The sequence below is a fragment of the Pseudomonas sp. KH_046_1 genome (genome assembly GCF_057839025.1).
This window is the reverse complement of sequence record NZ_CM174481.1, coordinates 1588030-1610526: the sequence shown is the minus strand read 5'-3', so window position 1 is coordinate 1610526 and position 22497 is coordinate 1588030. Positions and strand designations below refer to the sequence as shown.

Sequence of the window (22497 nt, the reverse complement as noted above, 5' to 3'; positions counted from 1 at the left end):
GACAAACCCGGTATGCGCGTGCCAAAGCAGGGCATCGAGATGCTCTGGCACACATGAGTGTTTAAGGAATGCTCACCTGTTTACTCATGGGGCGAGACTTGATTTAAAGGCAGCGAAGAAGGACTGGCTACTGTCAGAAATTACAGTTCTCTCTACCATTGGTCGGACTTTCACTTCTGTCGCAGACAAAAAACCCGCCATCCCTTCACAGGGATGGCGGGTTCTTTAGTGGGTTTTCAGGTCACACGGTATCCACCTTCAACGAATGGTCGTTGAGCATGCCGTTGATGATGGTCGCCGTGTCATGCCCGCCCGCGATCACCCCACCCGCCCCCGGAGTCACACCGTAATGGCTGGCGAGGTTGACGCCGGCCAGGTCGATGGTCTGGTTCGGCGCGGCGCCGGCCATGGCGCTGACGTCGATGCTGGTCACCGTCGACGGCCCGCTGCCGGTGACGGTGAAGTGCAGGTAGTCATCCAGCGAAGCCGTGGTGCCGCTCTCCCCTTGCAGCAGTTGAGACAGGTCGAGCTTGTCGGTGCCGGGCGTGAAGTCGGTGATCACGTCATGGCCACTGTTGCCCTTGAGCCACTGGAAGGTATCGGCCCCCGTTCCGCCGGTCAGGGTGTTGTTGCCCAGGCCGCCGATCAGCCAGTCATCGCCGCCCCCGCCGTTGAGGATGTCGTTGCCCAGGCCGCCGTTGATCACGTTGCTGGTGTTGTTTCCGATCAGGGTGTCGTTGAAGTTCGAGCCGGTTAGGTTTTCGATGCCGGTCAGGGTGTCCGAGCCCGCGCCCAGGGTGTTCTGCGCAGCGAGCAGACTGAGGTCGACCGTCACTCCGGCGCTGGCGTGGGCGTAACTGGCCGTGTCGATGCCCGTGCCGCCATCGAGGATGTCATTGCCCTGGCCGCTGAAGAGCAAATCATTGCCGGCGCCGCCGTGCATCTCGTTGTTGCCGGAGCCGGCAGTGAGCACATCGTTGCCGTCACCGGCATTGATGATGTTGTTGCCCGTGCCCGCCACCAGCACGTCATCCCCGCTGGTGCCGGTAAGGGTGTGGCCGTCCTGATAACTGATGGTCAGGTTGGCCGAGTCGCTGCCGCCATGGTTATCGTTGGCGGTGTAGGTGCCGTGGTAGTCGGTGGTGACGTCCTGTGCCCCGGCGTAGTTGACGGTCATGGTCAGCTGATAGTCTTCCGCCGCATTCGAATTGCCGTTACCGGGGTTGGTGATGTTGATCAGGTGGATCTGGTAAGTGCCATCCGCGCTGGCGGTGATGGTGCCGCCATCGGCGATGCTGACGAACGCCCCACCGTTGAGCGAATACTCCATCGTGACGTGCCCGGCATCCAGGTTGTGATCGAGGTTGAGCGTCTCACCTTGTTTCAGCTTGACCGTGATGAGGTCTTCATTGTTGCCATTGGAGTTGTTCGCTGAACCGAGATAGCCACTGACCACCAGCAGCGCCGTCATGGTTGCCGTGTTGGCCGCAAAGGCATTGCGCACGTCGGCCAGACTCTGGTTGGCGGGGTTGTTGTTGGTGCCGGTGAAGCTGATCGCGCCGGTGCCGATGAAGTCCGCGCCCTTCGCTATCCAGCCGGTGTTGAACGAGGTCGGTGTCGCCGAGAGTTGATCGCCGTTGGGGTCGGTGTCGTTGGCCAGCAACAGTTCGCCAGGTACCACGACAGTGCCCGAGAGCACGTTGGTGATGACGTGGTCATCGGCGGCCACTGGCGGTGCGTTCGGTATGACTTTGACCGTCAGGGTGGCGCTGGCCAGGTCGCCGTCGTTATCGCTGGCGGTGAAGCCGATGGTTTCGGTGATCAACACCGACGTGGTTTTCTGCGAAATGTAGGCGTATTCACCGGTGTCGAGATTGATCTGCAAGGTACCGCTGTTGTTGGTGGCAATGTTCAACGTGTTGTCCACGGTGTTGAACGTGCCGTGGTTGAGACCGCCGCTGAAGCTCAACGAGCCCTGATTGCTGTTACCGCTCGGATCGTAGGTGTACGTGGTGCCGTCCACCGTGATGGTTTTGATGAAGCCGCCATCGGCGCCGAATGTGCCGCCCTCGCCCAGCAGCGAACCAGTCACCGGGGCGCCAATCACCGTGCCGGACAGTACCGAGTTGAGCTGGTTGAGGTCGGTCACCACCACCGCATTGGTGTCGGTGTGGCTGCTGCCGTCATAGGCCAGTGGATTGAGGTTGGCGTTGCTCACGCCACTGCCCAGGCCGATCGCGTAGTTCTTGATGTTGTTGGCATCGAGGAAGGCTTTCAGCGCGGTCTCGTCGGCGGTGCCGATTTCCTGGCCGGTGGTGGGCTTGCCGTCGGAGAAGAAGTAGCCGACGTTTTGCGCACCGGTCAGTTTGCCCGAGGTGTTGAACGCGGTCTGCATGGTCGCCACGCCCGCGTCGTAGTTGGTGCCACCGTCCGCGGTGAGGCCGGCCAGCAGTGTCTTGGCGGTCGCGACATCGACCCACACCGAGGTCATGTCGGTGGCGCTGCTGCTGAAGGTGACGAGCTGCACTTTCACATCGCCGAGGTCGTCGTATTTATCCAGCAAGGCACTGATGGCCTGCTTGGCCAGATCCAGCCGCGACAGACCCGACACGCCGGAAGGGTCGTCCATGCTGCCGGAGACGTCGAGCACGATCAGCAGGTTGGAATCGATCTCCACCGCCGCCACCGAGCGATCCGTTGCCACTGCCTTGGGCACGTCATCGACAATGTTGACCACGATGGTGCTGGTGCTGCTGTTGCCTAATGCATCGGTGGCTTTGTAGGTGAAGCTTTCACTCAGGCTGTTCGGCCCGTCGTTGGCATTCGGCGAGGTTTTCGGTGCCGAGGTGAGGGTGTAGGTGTAGCTGCCGTCGGAGTTGAGCAGGATCTGCCCGTAGGTGCCGGTGGCGCTGCCGACCAGGGTGTAGGTGAGCGCGCCGCTGCCACCCGAGACCGAACCGACCAGGGTCCCGGACGCAGTTTCGCCAGTGTTGCCCGGGTCGCTGCCGGTGACCGTAGCGGCGGCCAGGTCCTGCCCTTCCTGGCTCAGGTCGAGGGCTTTTTCGTAGACCGTCACGTCGCTGTCGGGGTTGGCCTTGATGATGCTGTTGGCGACGTCGATGGTGATGGTGGTGGTGCTTTCATCGCCATCGGAATCACGCACGGTATAGGTGAACGTATCGGTGGCCCCCGCATCGCCGAGCGAATTCTGGTTGCTGTGATACACCGCGTTGCCGTTGGCATCGAGGGTCAGGTAGCCATAGGTGCCGATGATCGGGTTGCCCAGCCCGCCGATGGCCGACGTCGAGGTATTGCTGCCGGCGCGTACGCCGACCACCGTCGCCGGTCCATCGGCGCCGCTGATGTCGTTGCCCAGCACACTGATGTTGACGGTGCCGCCCTCCACTACCGACGACGAGTCAGGTCTGGCGCTCGGCAGGTCATCGACGATGTTGACGTTGATCTGCCCGGTCTCGCTGTCGCCGTCCGTATCGGTGGCCACGACGTTGAAGTTCTCGGTGAGGCTGTTGGTGCCGTTGGCCGTTGGATGGGCTTCGTTATCGTTCAAGGTGTAGCTGTAGCTCACGACACCGGTCGCCGAGCTGAACCCGGTGATGGTCAGGGTGCTGCCCAGTGGCGTGACGGCCGTTTGCGGGAAGCCGGCGACCACACCACCGCTGACGACAGTGATGCCGCCCACGGTCAGGGTCTGCAGGCCGTCGAGGGCGCTCACGGTGAACGTCCCGGTCCGGGTCAGGGCCGACGTGTCGGCGCTGCTGCCGTCACTGAGTTTTTTCTCATAGACCTTCAGCTCACCGCCATACACGTCGAGGCCGTCGAGGGTTACGCGATCGTCGTTGTTGTAGACGTTCAGCACCAGGTTGGCAGTGCTGCTGTCACCGTCCGAGTCGGTGAGGGTGTAGGTGAAGGTTTCAGTGCCGTCGCCACCGCCGTGCAGGGCTTTGAAATCGGCATCGCTGGGGTTCAGCGTATAGGTGTAAGTGCCGTTGGCGTTCAGCACCAGGGTGCCGTAAGTCCCGGTGAAGGTCCCGGGGGTGATCGGTCCGGTGTTTTCACCGACCGTCACCCGATCCGCGCCTTGCACGTCGTTGCTCAGCACGTTGCCGCTCAACGTCAGCTGGGTTTCCGAAGCGGTATTGGCGTTGCTGTCGTACACGCCTTTTGGCAGGTCGTCGACGATGTTGACGTCGAGCGAACCAGTGGCGGTAGTGCCGTTGTCGTCGACCACGGTCACGGCGAACTGTTCGGGCAAGGTGTTGGCGCCGTTGGCCGTTGGGTGGGCTTCGTTATCGTTCAGGGTGTAGCTGTAGCTGATCACCCCGGTCGCGACGTTGAACCCGGTGATGGTCAGGGTGCTGCCCAACGGGGTGGTGAGCAATTGCGGGAAGCTGGCGGCCACACCACCGCTCACGACAGTGATGCCGCCTACCGTCAGGGTTTGCAGGCCATCGAGGGCAGTGACGGTGAAGGTGCCGCTTTGGGTCAGCTCCGTGGAGTCCGGTGCGCTGCCGTCGCTGAGGTTTTTCTCATAGACCTTCAGCTCACCGCCATACACGTCGAGGCCGTTGAGGGTCACCGGATTGTCGTTGTTGTAGACGTTCAGCACCAGGTTGGCGGTGCTGCTGTCGCCGTCCGAGTCGGTGAGGGTGTAGGTGAAGGTTTCAGTGCCGTCGCCACCGCCGTGCAGGGCTTTGAAGTCCGCATCATTGGGGTTCAGCGTATAGGTGTAAGTGCCGTTGGCGTTCAGCACCAGGGTGCCGTAAGTCCCGGTGAAAGTGCCGGGGGTGATCGGGCCGGTGTTTTCACCGACCGTCACCCGGTCGGCGCCTTGCACGTCGTTGCTCAGCACGTTGCCATTGAGGGTCAGCAGGGTTTCCGAGGCGGTACTGGTGTTGCTGTCGTCCACGCCATTGGGCAGGTCGTCGACGATGTTCACGTCCAGCGAACCAGTCGCGGTGGTGCCGTTGTCATCGACCACGGTCACGGCGAACTGCTCAGGCAAAGTGTTGGCGCCGTTGGCGGTCGGGTGCGCTTCGTTATCGTTGAGGGTGTAGCTGTAGCTGATCACCCCGGTCGCGGCGTTGAACCCGGTGATGGTCAGGGTGCTGCCCAACGGTGTGGTGAGCGATTGCGGGAAGCTGGCGGCCACGCCAGCGGTGACCACGGCGATGCCGCCGACGGTCAGGGTCGTGACACCGTCGAGGGCGGTGACGGTGAAGGTGCCGTTCCGGGTCAGCGCCGTGGAGTCCGGTGCGCTGCCGTCGCTGAGGTTTTTCTCGTAGACCTTCAGCTCACCGCCATACACGTCGAGACCGTCGAGGGTTACGCGATCGTCGTTGTTGTAGACGTTCAGCACCAGGTTCGCAGTGCTGGTGTCACCGTCCGAGTCGGTGAGGGTGTAGGTGAAGGTTTCGCTGCCATCGCCACCGCCGTGCAGGGCTTTGAAATCGGCATCGCTGGTGTTCAGCGTGTAGGTGTAAGTGCCGTTGGCATTGAGCACCAGGGTGCCGTAAGTGCCGGTGAAGGTCCCGGGAGTGATCGGGCCGCTGTTTTCACCGACCAGCACCCGGTCGGCGCCTTGCACATCGTTGCTCAGCACGTTGCCGTTGAGGGTCAGCAGGGTTTCCGAGGCCGTTGAAGCATTGCTGTCGTACACGCCTTTTGGCAGGTCGTCGACGATATTGACGTTGATCTGCCTGGTCGCACTGTCGCCATCCGTATCGGTGGCCACGACGTTGAAGTTCTCGGTCAGGCTGTTGGCGCCGTTGGCCGTCGGATGGGCTTCATTATCGTTCAGGGTGTAGCTGTAGCTGATCACCCCGGTAGCGGCGTTGAATCCGGTGATGGTCAGGGTGCTGCCCAGTGGCGTGACGGCCGTTTGCGGGAAGCCGGCGACCACACCACCGCTCACGACAGTGATGCCGCCTACCGTCAGGGTTTGCAGGCCATCGAGGGCAGTGACGGTGAAGGTGCCGCTTTGGGTCAGGGCCGGCGTGTTGGGGCTGCTGCCGTCACTGAGGTTTTTCTCGTAGACCGTCAGCTCACCGCCATACACGTCGAGGCCGTTGAGGGTCACCGGATTGTCGTTGTTGTAGACGTTGAGCACCAGGTTGGCGGTGCTGCTGTCGCCGTCCGAGTCGGTGATGGTGTAGGTGAAGGATTCGCTGCCGTCGCCACCACCGTGCAGGGCTTTGAAATCCGCATCGCTGGTGTTCAGCGTGTAGATGTAAGTGCCGTTGGCGTTGAGCACCAGAGTGCCGTAAGTCCCGGTGAAAGTGCCGGGGGTGATCGGGCCGGTGTTTTCACCGACCGTCACGCGGTCGGCGCCTTGCACGTCATTGCTCAGCACATTGCCGTTGAGGGTCAGCAGGGATTCCGAGGCCGTTGAAGCATTGCTGTCGTACACGCCTTTTGGCAGGTCGTCGACGATGCTCACGTCGAGGCTGCCCGTGGCGGTGGTGCCGTTGTCATCGACCACGGTCACGGCGAACTGCTCAGGCAAAGTGTTGGCGTCGTTGGCGGTCGGGTGCGCTTCGTTATCGTTGAGGGTGTAGCTGTAGCTCACGACACCGCTCGCGGCGTTAAACCCGGTGATGGTCAGGGTACTGCCCAACGGCGTGGTGATCGATTGCGGGAAGCCGGCGGCCACGCCGCCGGTGACCACGGCGATACCGCCGACGGTCAGGGTCGTAACACCGTCGAGGGCGGTGATGGTGAAGGTGCCGTTCTGGGTCAACGCCGTGGCATCCGGTGCGCTGCCGTCGCTGAGGTTTCTCTCGAAGACGGTCAACTCGCCGCCCTCAACGTTCAAATCGTCAATAGTGATCGAGTCATTGTTGTTGTGGATCTGCAGTTCCAGATTGGCGGTGCTGCTGTCGCCGTCCGAATCGGTGATGGTGTAGGTGAAGGATTCAGTGCCGTCGCCGCCGCCGTGCAGGGCTTTGAAATCCGCATCGCTGGTGTCCAGCGTGTAGGTGTAAGTGCCGTTGGCGTTGAGCACCAGGGTGCCGTAAGTGCCGGTGAAAGTGCCGGGGGTGATCGGGCCGGCGTTTTCTCCGACCGGCAAGCGGTCGGCGCCTTGCACGTCATTGCTCAGCACGTTGCCGTTGAGGGTCAGCAGGGTTTCCGAGGCGGTACTGGTGTTGCTGTCGTCCACGCCATTGGGCAGGTCGTCGACGATATTCACGTCGAGGCTGCCCGTGGCGGTGGTGCCGTTGTCGTCGACCACGGTCACGGCGAACTGCTCAGGTAAAGTGTTGGCGTCGTTGGCCGTCAGGTGGGCTTCGTTATCGTTGAGGGTGTAGCTGTAGCTGATCACCCCGGTCGCCGCGTTGAACCCGGTGATGGTCAGGGTGCTGCCCAACGGGGTGGTAATCGATTGCGGGAAGCCGGCGGCCACGCCGCCGGAGACCACGGCGATACCGCCGACGGTCAGGGTCGTTACACCGTCCAGCGCGGTGACGGTGAAGGTGCCGTTCTGGGTCAACGCCGTGGCATCCGGTGCGCTGCCGTCGCTGAGGTTTTTCTCGAAAACGGTGAGCTCGCCACCCTGAGCGTTCAAACCGCCAATCGTGATCGAGTCATCGTTGTTGTGGATCTGCAGCTCCAGGTTCGCGGTGCTGCTGTCGCCGTCCGAATCGGTGATGGTGTAGGTAAAGGATTCGCTGCCATTGCCACCGCCGTGCAGGGCTATGAAATCGGCATCGCTGGTGTTCAGCGTGTAGGTGTAGGTGCCGTTGGCATTGAGCACCAGGGTGCCGTAAGTGCCGGTGAAAGTGCCGGGGGTGATCGGGCCGGCGTTTTCTCCGACCGGCAAGCGGTCGGCGCCTTGCACATCGTTGCTCAGCACATTGCCGTTGAGGGTCAACAGGGTTTCCGAAGCGGTATTGGCGTTGCTGTCGTCCACGCCATTGGGCAGCTCGTCGACGATGTTCACGTCCAGTGAACCGGTGGCAGTGGTGCCGTTGTCGTCGACCACGGTCACAGCGAACTGCTCAGGCAAAGTGTTGGCGTCGTTGGCCGTCGGATGGGCTTCGTTATCGTTGAGGGTGTAGCTGTAGCTGATCACCCCGGTCGCCGCGTTGAACCCGGTGATGGTCAGGGTGCTGCCCAACGGGGTGGTGATCGATTGCGGGAAGCCGGCGGCCACGCCACCGGTGACCACGGCGATACCGCCGACGGTCAGGGTCGTAACACCGTCGAGGGCGGTGACGGTGAAGGTGCCGTTCTGGGTCAACGCCGTGGCATCCGGTGCGCTGCCGTCGCTGAGGTTTTTCTCGAAGACGGTCAACTCGCCACCCTGAGCGTTCAAACCGTCAATCGTGTCCGGGTCATCGTTGTTGTGAATCTGCAGTACCAGGCTCGCGGTGCTGCTGTCGCCATCGGCGTCTGTCAGCGTATAGGTGAAGGTTTCAGTGCCGTCGCCGCCACCGTGCAACGCCTTGAAGTCGGCATCGCTGGTGCTCAGCGTGTAGGTGTAAGTGCCGTTGGCGTTGAGCACCAGGGTGCCGTAAGTGCCGGTGAAGGTGCCCGGGGTAATCGGGCCGGTGTTTTCACCGACCGGCACCCGGTCAGCGCCTTGCACGTCGTTGCTCAATACGTTGCCGTTGAGGGTCAGCAGGGTTTCCGAGGCGGTGCCATTGTTGTCATCGACTGCTTTGGGCACGTCGTCGATGATGCTGATATCCAGCGTACCGGTAATGCTGTCGCCATTGCTGTCGCTGACCACCACGGTGACGTGTTCGGCAAGACTGTTGGCCCCCTCGCCGCTTGCGTGGGATTCGGCACGGTTGAGGGTGTAGCTGTAACTGACCACGCCCGTGGCCGGGTTGTAACTGGTGACGGTCAGCGTGCTGCCCAGCGGGGAGGTGATCGACTGCGGGAAACCTGCCGCCACGCCGCCACTGATCAAGTTGATCGCGCCGATGCTGAGGCTGGTCAGCCCGTCGGGCGCATTGATGGTGAAGGTGCCGCTTCGCGTCAGCGAGCCTTCGCTCCTCGCCGAACCGTCGGCCAGGTTGGCTTCATTGACGGTTCGCTCGCCGTTCTGCTGCGACAGGCCGTCGAAGGTGACCGGATTGTTCGGCACTTGCGGAACCACCGGCGGCACCACAGGGGCATCGGCCGCGACAACGTTGTCCGGATTAACGTTCAGGCGTTCTTCGGGAAGTTCGGGAATGCCATTGAACCCTGCAGTGGGGAAGCCGATGATCGGATCGACTCGCCCGCCCACTTCTTCGAGCATGACGAAACTATGGCCACTGCCCTGGACGCCGCCCGGTACACCGGTAGTCGTGGTAGGTCCGGCAGCGGTGGCTTCAGCGGTTTGGGTCGGGTCATCGCCCGCCGCAATGGCTTTTTGCAGCTGTTCGACATCGGTCAGTTGCGCTTCGCTCGGCGTCAGCGCTTCAGGCGAGTTCACATGGGGAATCTGATTGGCGAGCAACTGCGACGTCATCTGCATGCTGCTGCCGCGCCCGAGGGTCAGTTCCTGGCCATTTTGCAGATGCACCGCCACGGCGCCTTCAGCGCCAGTGCTCAGTTGGTCGCCGGCGAACAGCCGGTCCCCTTCGACCAAAGCACGCCGGCTGCCGTCGCTCGCAACCGCGAACACCTGACCGATGACCTTACTGACGATACCGATGAGCGTAGCCATGTGCACTTCCTCCGCTGCCAACCGCTGTCGGCAGCTTGTTTGTGCGAAGAACGTGCTCATGGCTCAAGCGGGTTGTCTGGCGGATCGTGCTGCGGGTGCCGGTTTACTTGAGTAAGCCGTGGACCCGGCAACGATCTCGCCCAGCCAGTCGCTCACGGCGCTGTTTACGATTTCGGGAAAATCCCTCTGCAATCAATGGCATCGGATCCCTGTACGCAACAACCTTGCCTGTGAGCGGTGCGTAACGATCTTGAATCACTCAAGTGACAAAAAACCGTCACCTTCAGATCGTTCGCGTCCCTCCCCTCCAGCACTTCTCCGCTCTTTGTCGATAAGTGGATTAGAACTTTCCTCAAACCCCGATGAGCGCCCTAGAGCTCATAAAACAAGGGCTTTCGAATTGAACAATGTGCTGGATTTTGCAGAGCGCATAAGTTTTTTTTTGCATACCCGTTATGAAAAAAATTTCTTAGCTACGCTCCAGAATGTTCTTAGCTCTTCTGTTAAAGATGTGAAACAACTTTACCTACAAATATCGTCAAATAATTGGCGACTGATAAGCACCACCAGGAATCAGGGAGATGTACCATGCGCCTATTAACCCCCCTCTGCAGCGCGGTTCTTTTGGCCATGGCCTGCTCGTCCCAGGCTCAGGCCATGACGCTGACCGAGGCAATCCAGAGCACCATCGCGACCCACCCGGAACTGGCATCACGGGTAGACAGCCGCCTGTCGGCGGATGAGGACGTGAAGGTCGCCAAAGGGGGCTTTTATCCATCCGTTGATTTGAACGCGGCCTACGGGCGCGGGTACAGCGATAACACCAATACCCGGGCGTTCGGCAATCACAACACCGAAACCCTCAACTACACCCAGTCGGAACTGCGCCTGCGGCAAATGCTCTTCGACGGGTTCAACACCGCCAATGAAGTCGGGCGCACCCAGGGCGTGGTCAACTCGCGAGCCTATTACGCTCAGGGTACGGCTCAGGATCTGGCCCTGCGCACCACCGAGGTTTACCTCGAAGTCCTCAAGCGCCGCGAACTGGTGACACTGGCCAAGAACAACCTGCAAGCGCACTTGCGGGTCAACGATCAGATCGGCCTGCGCACCCAGCGCGGTGTGGGCAGCAACGCCGATGCCGACCAGTCCTCGGCTCGCCGGGCACTGGCAGAAAACAACCTCGACACCGCCGAAGTCGATCTGGCCGATGCCGAGTCGAGCTTCTACGCCGTTGTAGGGCGCATGCCCGATGAACTCGAAACCCCGCCATCGATTCGCGGTGAAGTCCCCACTTCCCTGCCCGAAGCCCAGCAGAGCATGGTGGAAAACAACCCTTTTCTGAAATCCGCCCAGGCCGACGTGCAATCGGCCGAAAGCCAGTACGAAGTCGCCAAATCGCCGTTCTACCCGCGCCTCGACGCCGAGGCGGCAGTGGGCGCGAACAACAACGTGCAGGGTGACGAAGGCCACGACAACGAATGGCGGGTCGGCGTGATAATGAACTACAACCTGTTCCGCGGCGGCAGCGACAAGGCGCGCCTGGCCTCCGACTCGCACAAGATCAACCAGGCCATGGACATCCGTAACAATGCCCTGCGCCAGCTCAACGAGAACATTCACCTGGCCTGGAACGCCATGGTCAATGCCAAGAAACAAACCCCGACCGCCCGTGAATATGCCGAAACCAGCAAGCGCGTACGCATTGCCTACCAGGACCAGTTCGGCCTCGGTCAACGGACCCTGCTTGACCTGCTCGACAGTGAAAACGAACTCTACAACGCCAACCGTCGCTACACCGAAGTGCGCTACACCGAAGAGTTCTCGATGTACCGTGTCCTGGCGAACATGGGCCAGTTGCTGAGCAAGCAACGGGTCGTACTGCCCGCCGACGCGATCGCCCAGACCGAAGTGAAAAACGAAGCTCGTCTGCCTGAAATGAAGTAGGGCCCGGGAGGGTTCAATGACCAGCATGGAACCCGGCAACACCGGTGTCGATCCGCGCCTGAGCTTCGATGACCCGCTTCTGGACGGTCTGTTGATCCTCTGTAAACTCCACGGCGCGGTGGTCAGCCGCGCCAGCCTGAGTGCCGGGCTGCCCATGGCACACCAACGCCTGAGCCTGGACCTGCTGCCCCGTGCAGCGGCCCGGGCCGGTTTGCAGGCGCGTTTGCTGCGCCGTGACCTCAAAGACATCTCCGCGCTCAACCTGCCCGTGCTGCTGTTGCTCAACAATGGCCGCACGGCCGTCCTGCGCCGTTATGGCGAGGACGGCAAGGTGCTGATCCTGCCCAGCGAAGCCGACGGCGGCGAACAATGGCTCAGCCCCGAGGAGCTGGCCGAGCACTACAGTGGCCAGGCGTTGTTTGCCCGGCCACGCCATGAACTCGAAGACTTGCGCTCGCCGCTGGTGCCACGGGTCAAGGCCTGGTTTCGCGATACGCTGAAGCTGTCGAAATGGCTGTACAGCGATGCGATCCTGGCGAGTTTCCTGATCAACCTGCTCGGGCTGATGGTGCCGCTGTTCGTGATGCAGACCTACGACCGCGTGGTGCCGAACCAGGCCACCTCGACCTTGTGGGTACTGGCGATCGGTCTGCTGATCGGCACCGTTTTCGAACTGGTGCTGCGGGTCGTGCGTGCGCACTTGCTGGATACCGCCGGCAAGAAAACCGATGTGATCCTGTCGGCCACCCTGTTCGAGCGCATCACCGGCATGGCGATGAAAGCACGACCGGCGACCATCGGTGGCTTTGCCCAAAGCATTCATGACTTCCAGGGCCTGCGGGAGTTTCTCACCGCCGTGACCCTCACCAGCCTGATCGACTTGCCCTTCTGCCTGCTGATGCTGCTGGTGATCGGCCTGCTCGGTGGCTGGCTGGTGGTGATCCCGGTACTGGCGTTTCCCATCACCATCATCTTCGCCATGGTGATCCAGGTGCGCCTGCGCGACACCGTGCAAAAGAGCCTCAGCCTTGGTGCCGAACGCCAGGCACTGTTGATCGAAACCCTCAGCGGCCTGGAGACCCTCAAGGCCTGCAGCGCCGAAAGCGAACGCCAGCACAAATGGGAAAGCACCCACGGCGCCCTCACCCGCCTCGACAGCCACGCGCGCAACCTCTCGGCCCTGGCCACCAACGGCACGCTGTTCATCCAGCAACTGTCCGGCATGGCAATCATCGTCGCCGGGGTCTACAGCATCATCGCCGGCAACCTCAGCGTCGGCGCGCTGGTGGCCAGCTACATGCTCTGCAGTCGGGTGCTGGCGCCACTGGGACAGATCGCCGGCCTGATCACCCGCTACCAGCAAGCGCAACTGACCATGAAAAGCACCGACGCGTTGATGGGCCTGCCCCAGGAGCGCGATGCCAGACAACGGCCGCTGGAGCGCACCCAACTGCAGGGCGCGCTGGATGTTGTCGGCGTGACCTTCCACTACAACGGTCAGAGTTCTCCCGCCCTGGCCAATGCCAGTTTCAGTGTGAAACCCGGTGAGCGCGTCGGCATCATCGGCCGCAGCGGCTCAGGCAAAAGCACCCTGGCGCGGCTGGTGATGGGGTTCTATGAACCGGATGAAGGCCAGCTGCTGCTCGATGGCCTGGACCTGCGGCAACTGGACGTCGCCGACCTGCGCCATCAAATCGGCTACGTCGCCCACGACCTGCCGCTGCTGGCCGGCAGCCTGCGCGACAACCTGACCCTCGGCGCGCGCTATATCAGTGACGCACGCATGCTCGAAGTGGCAGAAATGACCGGGGTCACCGAACTGGCCCGGCAACACCCGCAAGGCTTCGACCGGCCCGTGGGCGAACGTGGGCAACTGTTGTCCGGCGGCCAGCGCCAGGCCGTATTGATGGCCCGGGCGATGTTGCTCGACCCGCCGATCATGCTGCTCGACGAGCCCACCAGCGCCATGGACAACAGCAGCGAAGACGTCCTGCGGCAAAAACTTCACGGCTGGGTCCAGGGCAAAACCATCCTGTTGGTGACCCACCGCACCTCGATGCTGAGTCTGGTGGACCGGTTGGTGGTGCTGGACAACGGGCGGATCGTCGCCGACGGTCCGAAGGAAGCGGTCATCGATGCACTGCGCAAGGGCCGTGTCGGCTCTGCGGCCGTCTAGGAGTCGTCCATGCCTGCCGATCAAGGATCCCGTGGCTACTTCGACAGTTTCAACAAAAGTGCCGAAACCGAGTTCATGCCGGAAACCGCCGGCGCCTCCTTGCAGGACTCTCCGCGCTGGTCGCGAATCACCGTGTGGCTGGCCGCCGCGCTGGTGGTCAGCGCACTGCTCTGGGCCAAGTTCGCCGTGTTGCAGGAAGTGACCACGGGCGAAGGCAAGGCGATTCCGTCGAGCAAGGTCCAGGTGATCCAGAACCTGGAGGGCGGCATCGTCACTGAAATTTTCGTCCGTGAAGGACAAATGGTGAACAAGGGCGACACCTTGCTGCGCCTGGATGACACCCGCTACCTGTCGAACAAGGGTGAAAGCGAAGCCGATCGCTATGCCTTGACCGCGCAGGTCGAACGGCTTTCGGCCGAAGCCGAAGGCCGGCCGTTCAAGCTGTCGGAAGAAGTGATCGCCAAGGCCCCGCAAGTGGCCGAAGACGAGCGCTCGCTGTACGAGCAACGGCAACGGCGCCTGGCCAGCGAGCAGCGCACCCTGACCGAACAACTTCGGCAAAAAACCCAGGAGTTGGCAGAGTTCCGTTCGAAACAGGGGCAGTTCAGCTCCAGCCTGGCGTTGCTGCAACAGGAAATGAACATGTCCACGCCGCTGGTGGGCACGGGTGCGGTATCACCGGTGGAAATCCTGCGGCTCAAACGCAGCGCAGTGGAGATTCGCGGCTCATTGAACGCCACCACCCTGGCGATTCCACGGGCGGAATCGGCGATCAACGAGATCAAAAGCAAGATAGATGAATCGGAACAGACCTTCCGCTCGGAAGCCGCCAAAGAGCTGAACGAGAAACGCACCGACCTGTCGAAAATCACGGCCTCTAGCATCGCCATCGACGACCGCGTGACCCGCACCACCGTGGTATCGCCGGTGCACGGCATCATCAAGGTGTTGAAGGTCAACACCATCGGCGGCGTGGTCCAGCCCGGCAGTGACATGGTGGAAATCGTGCCGCTGGAAGACAACCTGCTGATCGAAGCCAAGGTCCGCCCGCAGGACGTTGCATTCCTGCATCCGGGCCAGAAAGCCATGGTCAAGTTCAGTGCCTACGACTACACCATTTACGGCGGCCTGAGCGCCAAACTGGAACTGATCGGCGCCGACACCATCACCGACGACAAAGGCAACAGCTTCTATCTGATTCAGGTGCGCACCGACAAAAACCATTTGGGCGGGGATGTGAAGCCGCTGCTGATCATCCCGGGGATGGTGGCGACGGTGGACATTATTACCGGGGAGAAAACGGTACTGGATTACTTGCTTAAACCGGTGTTGAAAGCGCGGACCGAGGCGATGCGGGAAAGGTAGTCATTCTTCGAGGATTGCAGTGACTGAACCGGCCTCTTCGCGGGCAAGCCCGCTCCCACAGTGTCCGTTGTGTACACAAAATCTGCGAACGCCACTGAACCTGTGGGAGCGGGCTTGCCCGCGAAGAGGCCGGCACATACAACGATCACCTGTCGGCATGGTTACGCTGGTAAACCTCCTCCCCCATCGCCGCAATCTGCCCCTCGATCAAAGCCTCGAACGGCTTCAGCAACGGCGCAAACGTCGCCGGCGCTTCGAGGGTTTCCAGCGCCTGCACAATCGCCTCCACCGTCGACAACGCCCCCGGTCCCGGCGCCTTGCGCAGGCGATAGCGGGACACGCCGCCCTCGGCCAGCGTCACCCTCGGCAACGCCGCCAGCAGCGGATTGAGGTGCAACATCTTGCGCGTCTTGCGCCAGGTGCCGTCGGGAACCACCAGCAACAAGGGTTCGTCCGTCGCGGCACACGCCTGCATCGGTTGGGCATTTTCGCCGGGAAACAGCAACCGCGCCCGATACCCCGGCTGATTCAACAGCGCCGGCAAATCCTCAAACACCTCGCCCACGATCAACTCGGCATTCTTCAACCCAAGCGCCGCCAGACGCGCGGTGTTCAACGCATGATTCACTTCGCTCGGATGCTGCAACAGCAACACCCGGGTGCGGCTGTCGAGGCTCGGGATCAACGGGCACAGGCAGTGACTTTGCGGGCGCAGGCAGCGCGGACATTGAATTCTGGACATCGTCTTTACGCCTGATTCAGTTGTGCTTTGAGCAGATCACGGAATGTCTGGATCAGCGGCTCGCGGCTACGGCCCCGGCGCACGATCATCGAGAACGGCGCCTGATAACCGAAGGTCGCCGGCAGCAACACCCGCAAGTCACCCTTGTCGGCCCAGGCCTGGGCGTAGTGCTCCGGCAAATAACCGATGTAGGCGCCGGACAGCACCAGAATCAACTGGGCTTCCATACTTTCTACCGTCGCGGCGCTGTGCTTGAAACCATGGCGCGCCAGCTCGGCCTGGCTCCAGTAGCCACGTCCGACCATGCGCTGCTGGGTGATGACTTGCTCGGGAATGCGCCGCTCGTTGAACAGCGGATGTCGCGTGCTGCAATACAACCAGTGTTGTTCACGGTACAGCGGCATGTATACCAGGCCGCTCATACGCGTGGAAAACGCGCCGATGGCCAGGTCGAGACGGTTGTCCTGCACCCCGAGTTGCAATTCGTAAGGGCTCATCACCGACAGGTGCAAGTGCACGGCCGGGTGTTCCTGGCTGTAGGCGCCGATGGCTTCGGCGAACGGCAGGGCCTTGTCGCTGACGGTGGAATCGATCACCCCCAGGTTCAACGTACCGCGCAACTCGCCCTTGAGGGCGGCGGCGTACTGCTCGAAGCCTTCGAGTTCGCCCAACAGACGCAGGGTTTCCTGATGGAACAGCTCGCCTTTGCTGGTCAGGCTGAACCCGCCACGGCCGCGATGGCACAACACCAGGCCGAGGGCTGCTTCGAGCTGACTCATGTAGGTGCTGATGGCCGACGTCGAGAGATTGAGCTCCTGCTGGGCGTTGGCGAACCCCTGATGGCGCACCACGCTGACGAAGATGCGCAATAGTTTCAGGTCGGGTAAAGCGTTGGCCATGGGGACTCCGATCGAAAGGAAGCGCAAAGTACTGCTGTGGAAACACAATCCCTGTGGGAGCGGGCTTGCTCGCGAAAGCGGTGTGTCTATTGACATCAATGCCGACTGACCCGACGCCTTCGCGAGCAAGCCCGCTCCCACAATGATTGCAGTGCTCACCCTTTGACTGAAAGGCATCAGTGGTTCTGCGCATGGAGCGAAGTCTATCGCTGTCCCAGTCATTAGTTTAGAAAAATCTGAACTAAGTATTTGCCCGTAGCGATTCTTCCCGGCCACTACATTTCGCAGAATCGGCGCCACAAGGTTCGCCCGTACTCCCGTGAACGGCGCAATCCAATAAATAAAACAACGACGATGAGGCCCTACCCGTGGACAAGATTCTTCACCAACCACTGGGCGGCAACGAAATGCCGCGCTTCGGCGGCATCGCCACCATGATGCGACTCCCCCATTTGAATACCGCTGCCGGCCTGGACGCTGCCTTCGTAGGCGTGCCGCTGGACATCGGTACTTCACTGCGTCCCGGCACCCGTTTCGGGCCTCGCGAAATCCGCGCGGAATCGGTGATGATCCGCCCGTACAACATGGCGACCGGCGCTGCGCCGTTCGACTCGCTGTCGGTTGCCGACATCGGCGACATCGCGATCAACACCTTCAACCTGCTGGATGCCGTGCGGATCATCGAAGAGTCCTACGACAACATCCTCGAACACGATGTGATCCCCCTGACCCTGGGTGGCGACCACACCATCACCCTGCCGATCCTGCGTGCCATCCATAAAAAGCACGGCAAGGTCGGCCTGGTGCACATCGACGCTCACGCCGATGTGAACGATCACATGTTCGGCGAGAAAATCGCCCACGGCACGACTTTCCGTCGCGCCGTCGAAGAAGGCCTGCTGGACCCGGACCGTGTCGTGCAGATCGGCCTGCGCGCCCAGGGCTACACCGCCGATGACTTCAACTGGAGCCGCAACCAGGGCTTCCGTGTGGTCCAGGCCGAAGAGTGCTGGCACAAGTCACTAGAGCCTTTGATGGCTGAAGTCCGCGAGAAGGTCGGCGGCGGCCCGGTATACCTGAGCTTCGACATCGACGGTATCGACCCGGCCTGGGCACCTGGCACCGGCACCCCGGAAATCGGCGGTCTGACGACCATTCAGGCGATCGAGATCGTTCGTGGCTGCCAAGGCCTCGACCTGGTCGGTTGCGATCTGGTAGAAGTCTCGCCCGCTTACGACACCACCGGCAACACCTCGCTGCTGGCCGCCAACCTGCTGTACGAAATGCTCTGCGTACTGCCTGGCGTAGTCCATCGCTGAGGACCGGTCATGAACGAACGTGATCAGGTTTTGAAAGCCGCCGCCGATCTGGTGTCTGCTTTTGCCCGTAACGATCGCGAAGCCTACTTCGGCGCGTTCAGCGCCGACGCTAGTTTCGTCTTCTACACCCTCGAACAGCCCCTGCTGTCGCGCGACGCCTATCAGGCGATGTGGGACAGCTGGCGCTCCGAGGATGGCTTCGAGGTGCTCTCGTGCACCTCAAGCAACGCTTTCGTCAGCCTGCAGGGTGACGTGGCGATTTTCATCCATGACGTAGCCACCGAGTTGCGCATGCAAGGGGAGCAACACTTCAGCCAGGAGCGCGAGACGATTGTTTTCAAGAAACAAGCGTCTGGCCAAGAACAACAAGGCCTATGGCTGGCCTGCCACGAACATTTGTCCGCGATGCCGGAAGGGCTGCCATCCCCTTAGCCAACACAGGTGACGCTCACACACGATGAGCGCGCCTTTATGATCGGAGCTGATCATGAATAACAAAAACAACGAAAAAAGCCTTAGCAGCATCGAAACAAACGGGGTCGAACAGATCCCGGACCATGAGCGTGACGCCAAGCCCAGCGATCTGTTTCGCCTGATCTTCGGCGGCGCCAACACCTTTGCCACCGCCGTGCTCGGCAGTTTCCCGGTGCTGTTCGGCCTGTCCTTTCAGGCTGGCGTCTGGGCGATTGTGCTGGGCGTGGTACTCGGCTCGCTGATCCTGGCGCCGATGGGCCTGTTCGGACCTATCAACGGCACCAACAACGCCGTTTCTTCCGGCGCGCACTTCGGCGTGCACGGGCGAATCGTCGGTTCGTTCCTGTCGCTGTTGACCGCTATCGCGTTCTTCTCGCTCTCCGTCTGGAGTTCGGGCGATGCGTTGGTGGGCGGTGCCAAACGCCTGATCGATCTGCCGGAAACCGATCTGACCCTGGGCCTGGCCTACGGTCTGTTCGCGCTGCTGGTATTGACCGTGTGCATCTATGGCTTCCGCTTCATGCTGTGGGTCAACCGCATTGCGGTGTGGGCGGCCAGTCTGCTGTTCCTGCTGGGGGTTTTCGCTTTCGCCCCTGCATTCGACAGCCAGTACGCCGGCACCGTCGCCATGGGCCAGGCCGGTTTCTGGGCTGCGTTCATCGGGGCAGCATTGGTCGCCATGAGCAACCCGATCTCCTTCGGTGCGTTCCTCGGTGACTGGTCGCGCTACATCCCGCGTGATACGCCCAAAGGCCGGATCATGGCGTCGGTGATCGCCGCGCAACTCGCCACGCTGATTCCGTTCCTGTTCGGCCTCGTCACCGCCACCATCGTAGCGGTCAAGGCACCGGACTACATCGCGGCCAACAACTATGTCGGCGGCCTGCTGGCGGTATCGCCGAGCTGGTTCTTCCTGCCGGTGTGCCTGATCGCGGTCATCGGCGGCATGTCCACCGGCACCACCTCGCTCTACGGCACCGGCCTGGACATGTCCAGCGTGTTCCCTCGGGTGCTGTCGCGGGTCAAGGCCACGCTGCTGATCGGTGTGATGTCGATTGCCTTCATCTTCATCGGGCGCTTCGCGGCCAACCTGGTGCAGAGCGTGTCGACCTTCGCGGTGCTGATCATCACCTGCACCACCCCGTGGATGGTGATCATGATCATCGGCCTGCTGGTGCGTCGCGGCTTCTACTGCCCGGATGACCTGCAAGTATTCACCCGCGGCGAGAAAGGTGGCCGCTACTGGTTCACCCACGGCTGGAACTGGCGTGGCCTGGGTGCCTGGATCCCGAGCGCGGCCGTCGGCCTGTGCTTCGTCAACCTGCCGGGTCAGTTTGTCGGGCCGCTGGGCGAAATGGCCGGTGGTATCGACATCAGCCTGCCGGTGACCCTGGGCCTGGCCTCGCTGGTGTACCTGGCGTTGCTGAGCCTGTTCCCGGAATCGAGTGCAGTGTTCGGTCCGAACGACCCTCGCAGCAAGAGCACAAGCATCACGGCGAAACCAGAACAACGTCAGACGGCCTGACGCAGATACACCTGTGGGAGCGAGCCTGCTCGCGAAGACGGCGGCACATTCAACATCGATGTGACTGACAGACCGCATTCGCGAGCAGGCTCGCTCCCACAGAGAGCAGCCCCACAAAATCGCCTTTGTTCCACATAAAAAAGACAATCGGAGACACGCCATAATGGCTTTGGATTTATTCGTCGTACTCATCTACGCCGCCGCGATGCTGATACTCGGCTACTACGGCATGCGCAAGGCCAAGACCCACGAGGACTACCTGGTCGCCGGTCGTAACCTCGGCCCGAGCCTGTACATGGGCACTATGGCCGCCACCGTCCTCGGCGGTGCGTCCACCGTGGGCACCGTGCGTCTGGGCTACGTGCACGGCATCTCCGGTTTCTGGCTCTGCGCCGCACTGGGTTGCGGGATCATCGCGCTGAACCTGTTCCTCGCCAAACCTTTGCTGAAACTGAAAGTGTTCACCGTCACCCAGGTGCTGGAAAAACGCTATAACCCAATGGCCCGCACCGCCAGCGCGACTATCATGCTGGCCTACGCCCTGATGATCGGCGTGGTTTCAATCCTGGCCATTGGCACCGTACTGCAAGTACTGTTCGACCTGCCATTCTGGGTCTCTGTACTGGTGGGTGGCGGTATCGTCGTAATCTACTCGACCATCGGCGGCATGTGGTCGCTGACCCTGACCGATATTGTGCAGTTCGGTATCCAGACCGTCGGCCTGATGTTCCTGCTGCTGCCGATCTGCCTGTACCGCGTGGGTGGTTGGGATCAACTGGTTGCCCAACTGCCGGCTGCAAGCTTCAGCTTCACCAGCATTGGCTGGGACACCATCATCACCTACTTCATGATCTACTTCTTCGGCATCCTGATTGGCCAGGACATCTGGCAACGGGTGTTCACCGCCAGGAGTGAAAAAGTGGCGAAGTACGCCGGTACTTCGGCAGGCATCTACTGCATCATCTACGGTCTGGTCTGCGCACTGATCGGTATGGCCGCTCACGTACTGATCCCGGATCTGGACAACGTCAACAACGCCTTCGCCGCTATCGTCAAAGTCTCGCTGCCGGACGGCATCCGTGGCCTGGTGATCGCTGCGGCCCTGGCGGCCATGATGTCCACCGCCAGCGCCGGCTTGCTGGCTGCGTCCACCACCTTGACCGAAGACCTGCTGCCAAAGCTGCGCGGTGGTAAAGAGTCGAACATTGCTACCAACCGCTTGTTCACCCTGCTGACCGGCATTGTCGTGCTGGGCATCGCATTGGTGGTGAATGACGTCATCAGCGCGCTGACCCTGGCCTACAACCTGCTGGTAGGAGGCATGCTGATCCCGCTGATGGGTGCGATCTTCTGGAAACGCGCCACCACGGCCGGTGCAATCGCCGCCATGGCATTGGGCTTTATTACCGCCCTGATATTCATGTTCAAGGACGGAATGGATGCCAACTCGCCGATCTACTTCAGCCTCGGCGTAAGCCTGGTGAGCTTCGTGCTGGTCAGCCTGCTGTCCCGTCGCCCGGTGACAGTGGCCAGCGCGGCCTAAGCTGAACATAACGACTTGATGCTTTCTTCGACGAGTGTGGCGTCGGTTGCCACACTCGTTTTTTTTCGTCTGGAGAAAACATTTCATGAAGATTGTTTCTCGCAACCAGTGGTTCGAGGTGAAACCACTCAGTGACGGCATCCGCCTGATTCACGAGCCGTACATCCGCCCCTTCTACCGCTGCAACCTCTGGCACATCCAGGGCCGCGACAAAGACCTGCTGCTGGACAGCGGCTCGGGCCTGGTGAGCCTGCGCGAACAGCTGCCGTGGATCACCGAACGGCCGCTGGTGGCCGTGGCCAGCCACTGCCATTTCGATCACATCGCCGGTCATCACGAATTCGCTGAACGGCTGGTGCACCCGGCCGAGGCGGACATTCTCGCCGCCCCCGATGGCGACAACGACCTGAGCAAAGCCTTTGTCGGCGACGACATGTTCGAGGCGCACCCCGATTGCCCGCTGTGCTACGCCGAATACCGGGTCAAGGCCGCACCAGCCACGGGGTTTGTCGAAGATGGAAATGTGCTGGACCTGGGCAATCGGGTGTTGCAGGTCGTGCACACACCGGGACACTCGCCGGGCGGCATCTGCCTGTACGAAGCCGCCACCGAGACCTTGTTCAGCGGCGACATCATCTACGACGGCCCGCTGATCGAAAACGCCTACCACTCCAACCTCGATGACTACGCCCGCAGCCTGCAACGCTTGCGTGAGCTGTCGATCCGCACGGTGCATGGCGGGCATTTCGGCAGTTTTTCCGGGGAGCACTTGCGCAACATGATTGACGAGTGGCAGCGCTCACACGGCTAAAGCCTGCTGTACTCAACGGC

At 61.5% G+C, this 22497-nt stretch carries 11 protein-coding genes; 8 read left to right on the top strand and 3 right to left on the bottom strand.

What is annotated here, in order from left to right:
* Positions 1-241: 241 nt before the first annotated feature.
* Positions 242-9676 (bottom strand): retention module-containing protein, encoded by a 9435-nt coding sequence (locus AC3IT9_RS07275; RefSeq protein WP_489272531.1) that lies wholly within the window; start codon positions 9674-9676, stop codon positions 242-244.
* A 588-nt stretch (positions 9677-10264) separates the two neighbouring features.
* Between AC3IT9_RS07275 and AC3IT9_RS07270 the strand changes: the two genes are divergently transcribed.
* The 3 genes from AC3IT9_RS07270 to AC3IT9_RS07260 are packed head-to-tail and all read left to right on the top strand — an operon-like array spanning position 10265 to position 15164.
* Positions 10265-11623 (top strand): TolC family outer membrane protein, encoded by a 1359-nt coding sequence (locus tag AC3IT9_RS07270; RefSeq protein WP_489272530.1) that lies wholly within the window; start codon positions 10265-10267, stop codon positions 11621-11623.
* Positions 11624-11639: 16 nt separating this feature from the next.
* Complete coding sequence (locus AC3IT9_RS07265) at positions 11640-13799, top strand: type I secretion system permease/ATPase (protein WP_489272529.1); 2160 nt, start codon at positions 11640-11642, stop codon at positions 13797-13799.
* Between the two features lie 9 nt (positions 13800-13808).
* Positions 13809-15164, top strand: coding sequence for an HlyD family type I secretion periplasmic adaptor subunit (locus AC3IT9_RS07260; protein WP_489272527.1), 1356 nt, complete (start codon positions 13809-13811; stop codon positions 15162-15164).
* Between the two features lie 145 nt (positions 15165-15309).
* Here the strand turns inward: AC3IT9_RS07260 and AC3IT9_RS07255 are convergent, their stop codons facing one another.
* A complete protein-coding gene (locus AC3IT9_RS07255) occupies positions 15310-15906 on the bottom strand; it encodes a tRNA-uridine aminocarboxypropyltransferase (protein WP_489272525.1) in 597 nt (198 codons plus the stop codon).
* 5 nt (positions 15907-15911) lie between these two features.
* The gene (locus AC3IT9_RS07250; RefSeq protein ID WP_007972518.1) at positions 15912-16805 is read right to left on the bottom strand and encodes a LysR family transcriptional regulator; all 894 of its coding nucleotides are present in this window, start codon (positions 16803-16805) and stop codon (positions 15912-15914) included.
* Between the two features lie 368 nt (positions 16806-17173).
* On the opposite strand from AC3IT9_RS07250, the gene speB reads away from it, so the two are divergent.
* The 5 genes from speB to AC3IT9_RS07225 all read left to right on the top strand — a co-directional run bounded on the left by speB (position 17174) and on the right by AC3IT9_RS07225 (position 22477).
* A complete protein-coding gene (speB, locus tag AC3IT9_RS07245) occupies positions 17174-18124 on the top strand; it encodes an agmatinase (RefSeq protein ID WP_007984912.1) in 951 nt (316 codons plus the stop codon).
* Positions 18125-18133: 9 nt separating this feature from the next.
* Complete coding sequence (locus AC3IT9_RS07240) at positions 18134-18556, top strand: YybH family protein (protein WP_150757630.1); 423 nt, start codon at positions 18134-18136, stop codon at positions 18554-18556.
* A 55-nt stretch (positions 18557-18611) separates the two neighbouring features.
* Positions 18612-20123, top strand: a complete 1512-nt coding sequence (locus tag AC3IT9_RS07235) for a purine-cytosine permease family protein (RefSeq protein WP_150724394.1) — start codon at positions 18612-18614, stop codon at positions 20121-20123.
* 163 nt (positions 20124-20286) lie between these two features.
* Positions 20287-21666 carry a sodium:solute symporter family protein gene (locus AC3IT9_RS07230; RefSeq protein ID WP_150755712.1) on the top strand — a complete coding sequence of 460 codons (1380 nt, stop codon included), beginning with the start codon at positions 20287-20289 and terminating at the stop codon, positions 21664-21666.
* 85 nt (positions 21667-21751) lie between these two features.
* Positions 21752-22477, top strand: a complete 726-nt coding sequence (locus AC3IT9_RS07225) for an MBL fold metallo-hydrolase (RefSeq protein ID WP_489272524.1) — start codon at positions 21752-21754, stop codon at positions 22475-22477.
* The last annotated feature ends 20 nt before the right edge of the window (positions 22478-22497 follow it).

What these genes read in the sequence shown, in the direction of transcription:
- AC3IT9_RS07255 (WP_489272525.1), bottom strand. Translation starts at nt 15,906, where the DNA reads ATGTCCAGAATTCAATGTCCGCGCTGCCTGCGCCCGCAAAGTCACTGC.
- AC3IT9_RS07270 (WP_489272530.1), top strand. Translation starts at nt 10,265, where the DNA reads ATGCGCCTATTAACCCCCCTCTGCAGCGCGGTTCTTTTGGCCATGGCC.
- AC3IT9_RS07250 (WP_007972518.1), bottom strand. Translation starts at nt 16,805, where the DNA reads ATGGCCAACGCTTTACCCGACCTGAAACTATTGCGCATCTTCGTCAGC.
- AC3IT9_RS07240 (WP_150757630.1), top strand. Translation starts at nt 18,134, where the DNA reads ATGAACGAACGTGATCAGGTTTTGAAAGCCGCCGCCGATCTGGTGTCT.
- AC3IT9_RS07265 (WP_489272529.1), top strand. Translation starts at nt 11,640, where the DNA reads ATGACCAGCATGGAACCCGGCAACACCGGTGTCGATCCGCGCCTGAGC.
- AC3IT9_RS07225 (WP_489272524.1), top strand. Translation starts at nt 21,752, where the DNA reads ATGAAGATTGTTTCTCGCAACCAGTGGTTCGAGGTGAAACCACTCAGT.
- AC3IT9_RS07235 (WP_150724394.1), top strand. Translation starts at nt 18,612, where the DNA reads ATGAATAACAAAAACAACGAAAAAAGCCTTAGCAGCATCGAAACAAAC.
- AC3IT9_RS07230 (WP_150755712.1), top strand. Translation starts at nt 20,287, where the DNA reads ATGGCTTTGGATTTATTCGTCGTACTCATCTACGCCGCCGCGATGCTG.
- AC3IT9_RS07260 (WP_489272527.1), top strand. Translation starts at nt 13,809, where the DNA reads ATGCCTGCCGATCAAGGATCCCGTGGCTACTTCGACAGTTTCAACAAA.
- AC3IT9_RS07275 (WP_489272531.1), bottom strand. Translation starts at nt 9,676, where the DNA reads ATGGCTACGCTCATCGGTATCGTCAGTAAGGTCATCGGTCAGGTGTTC.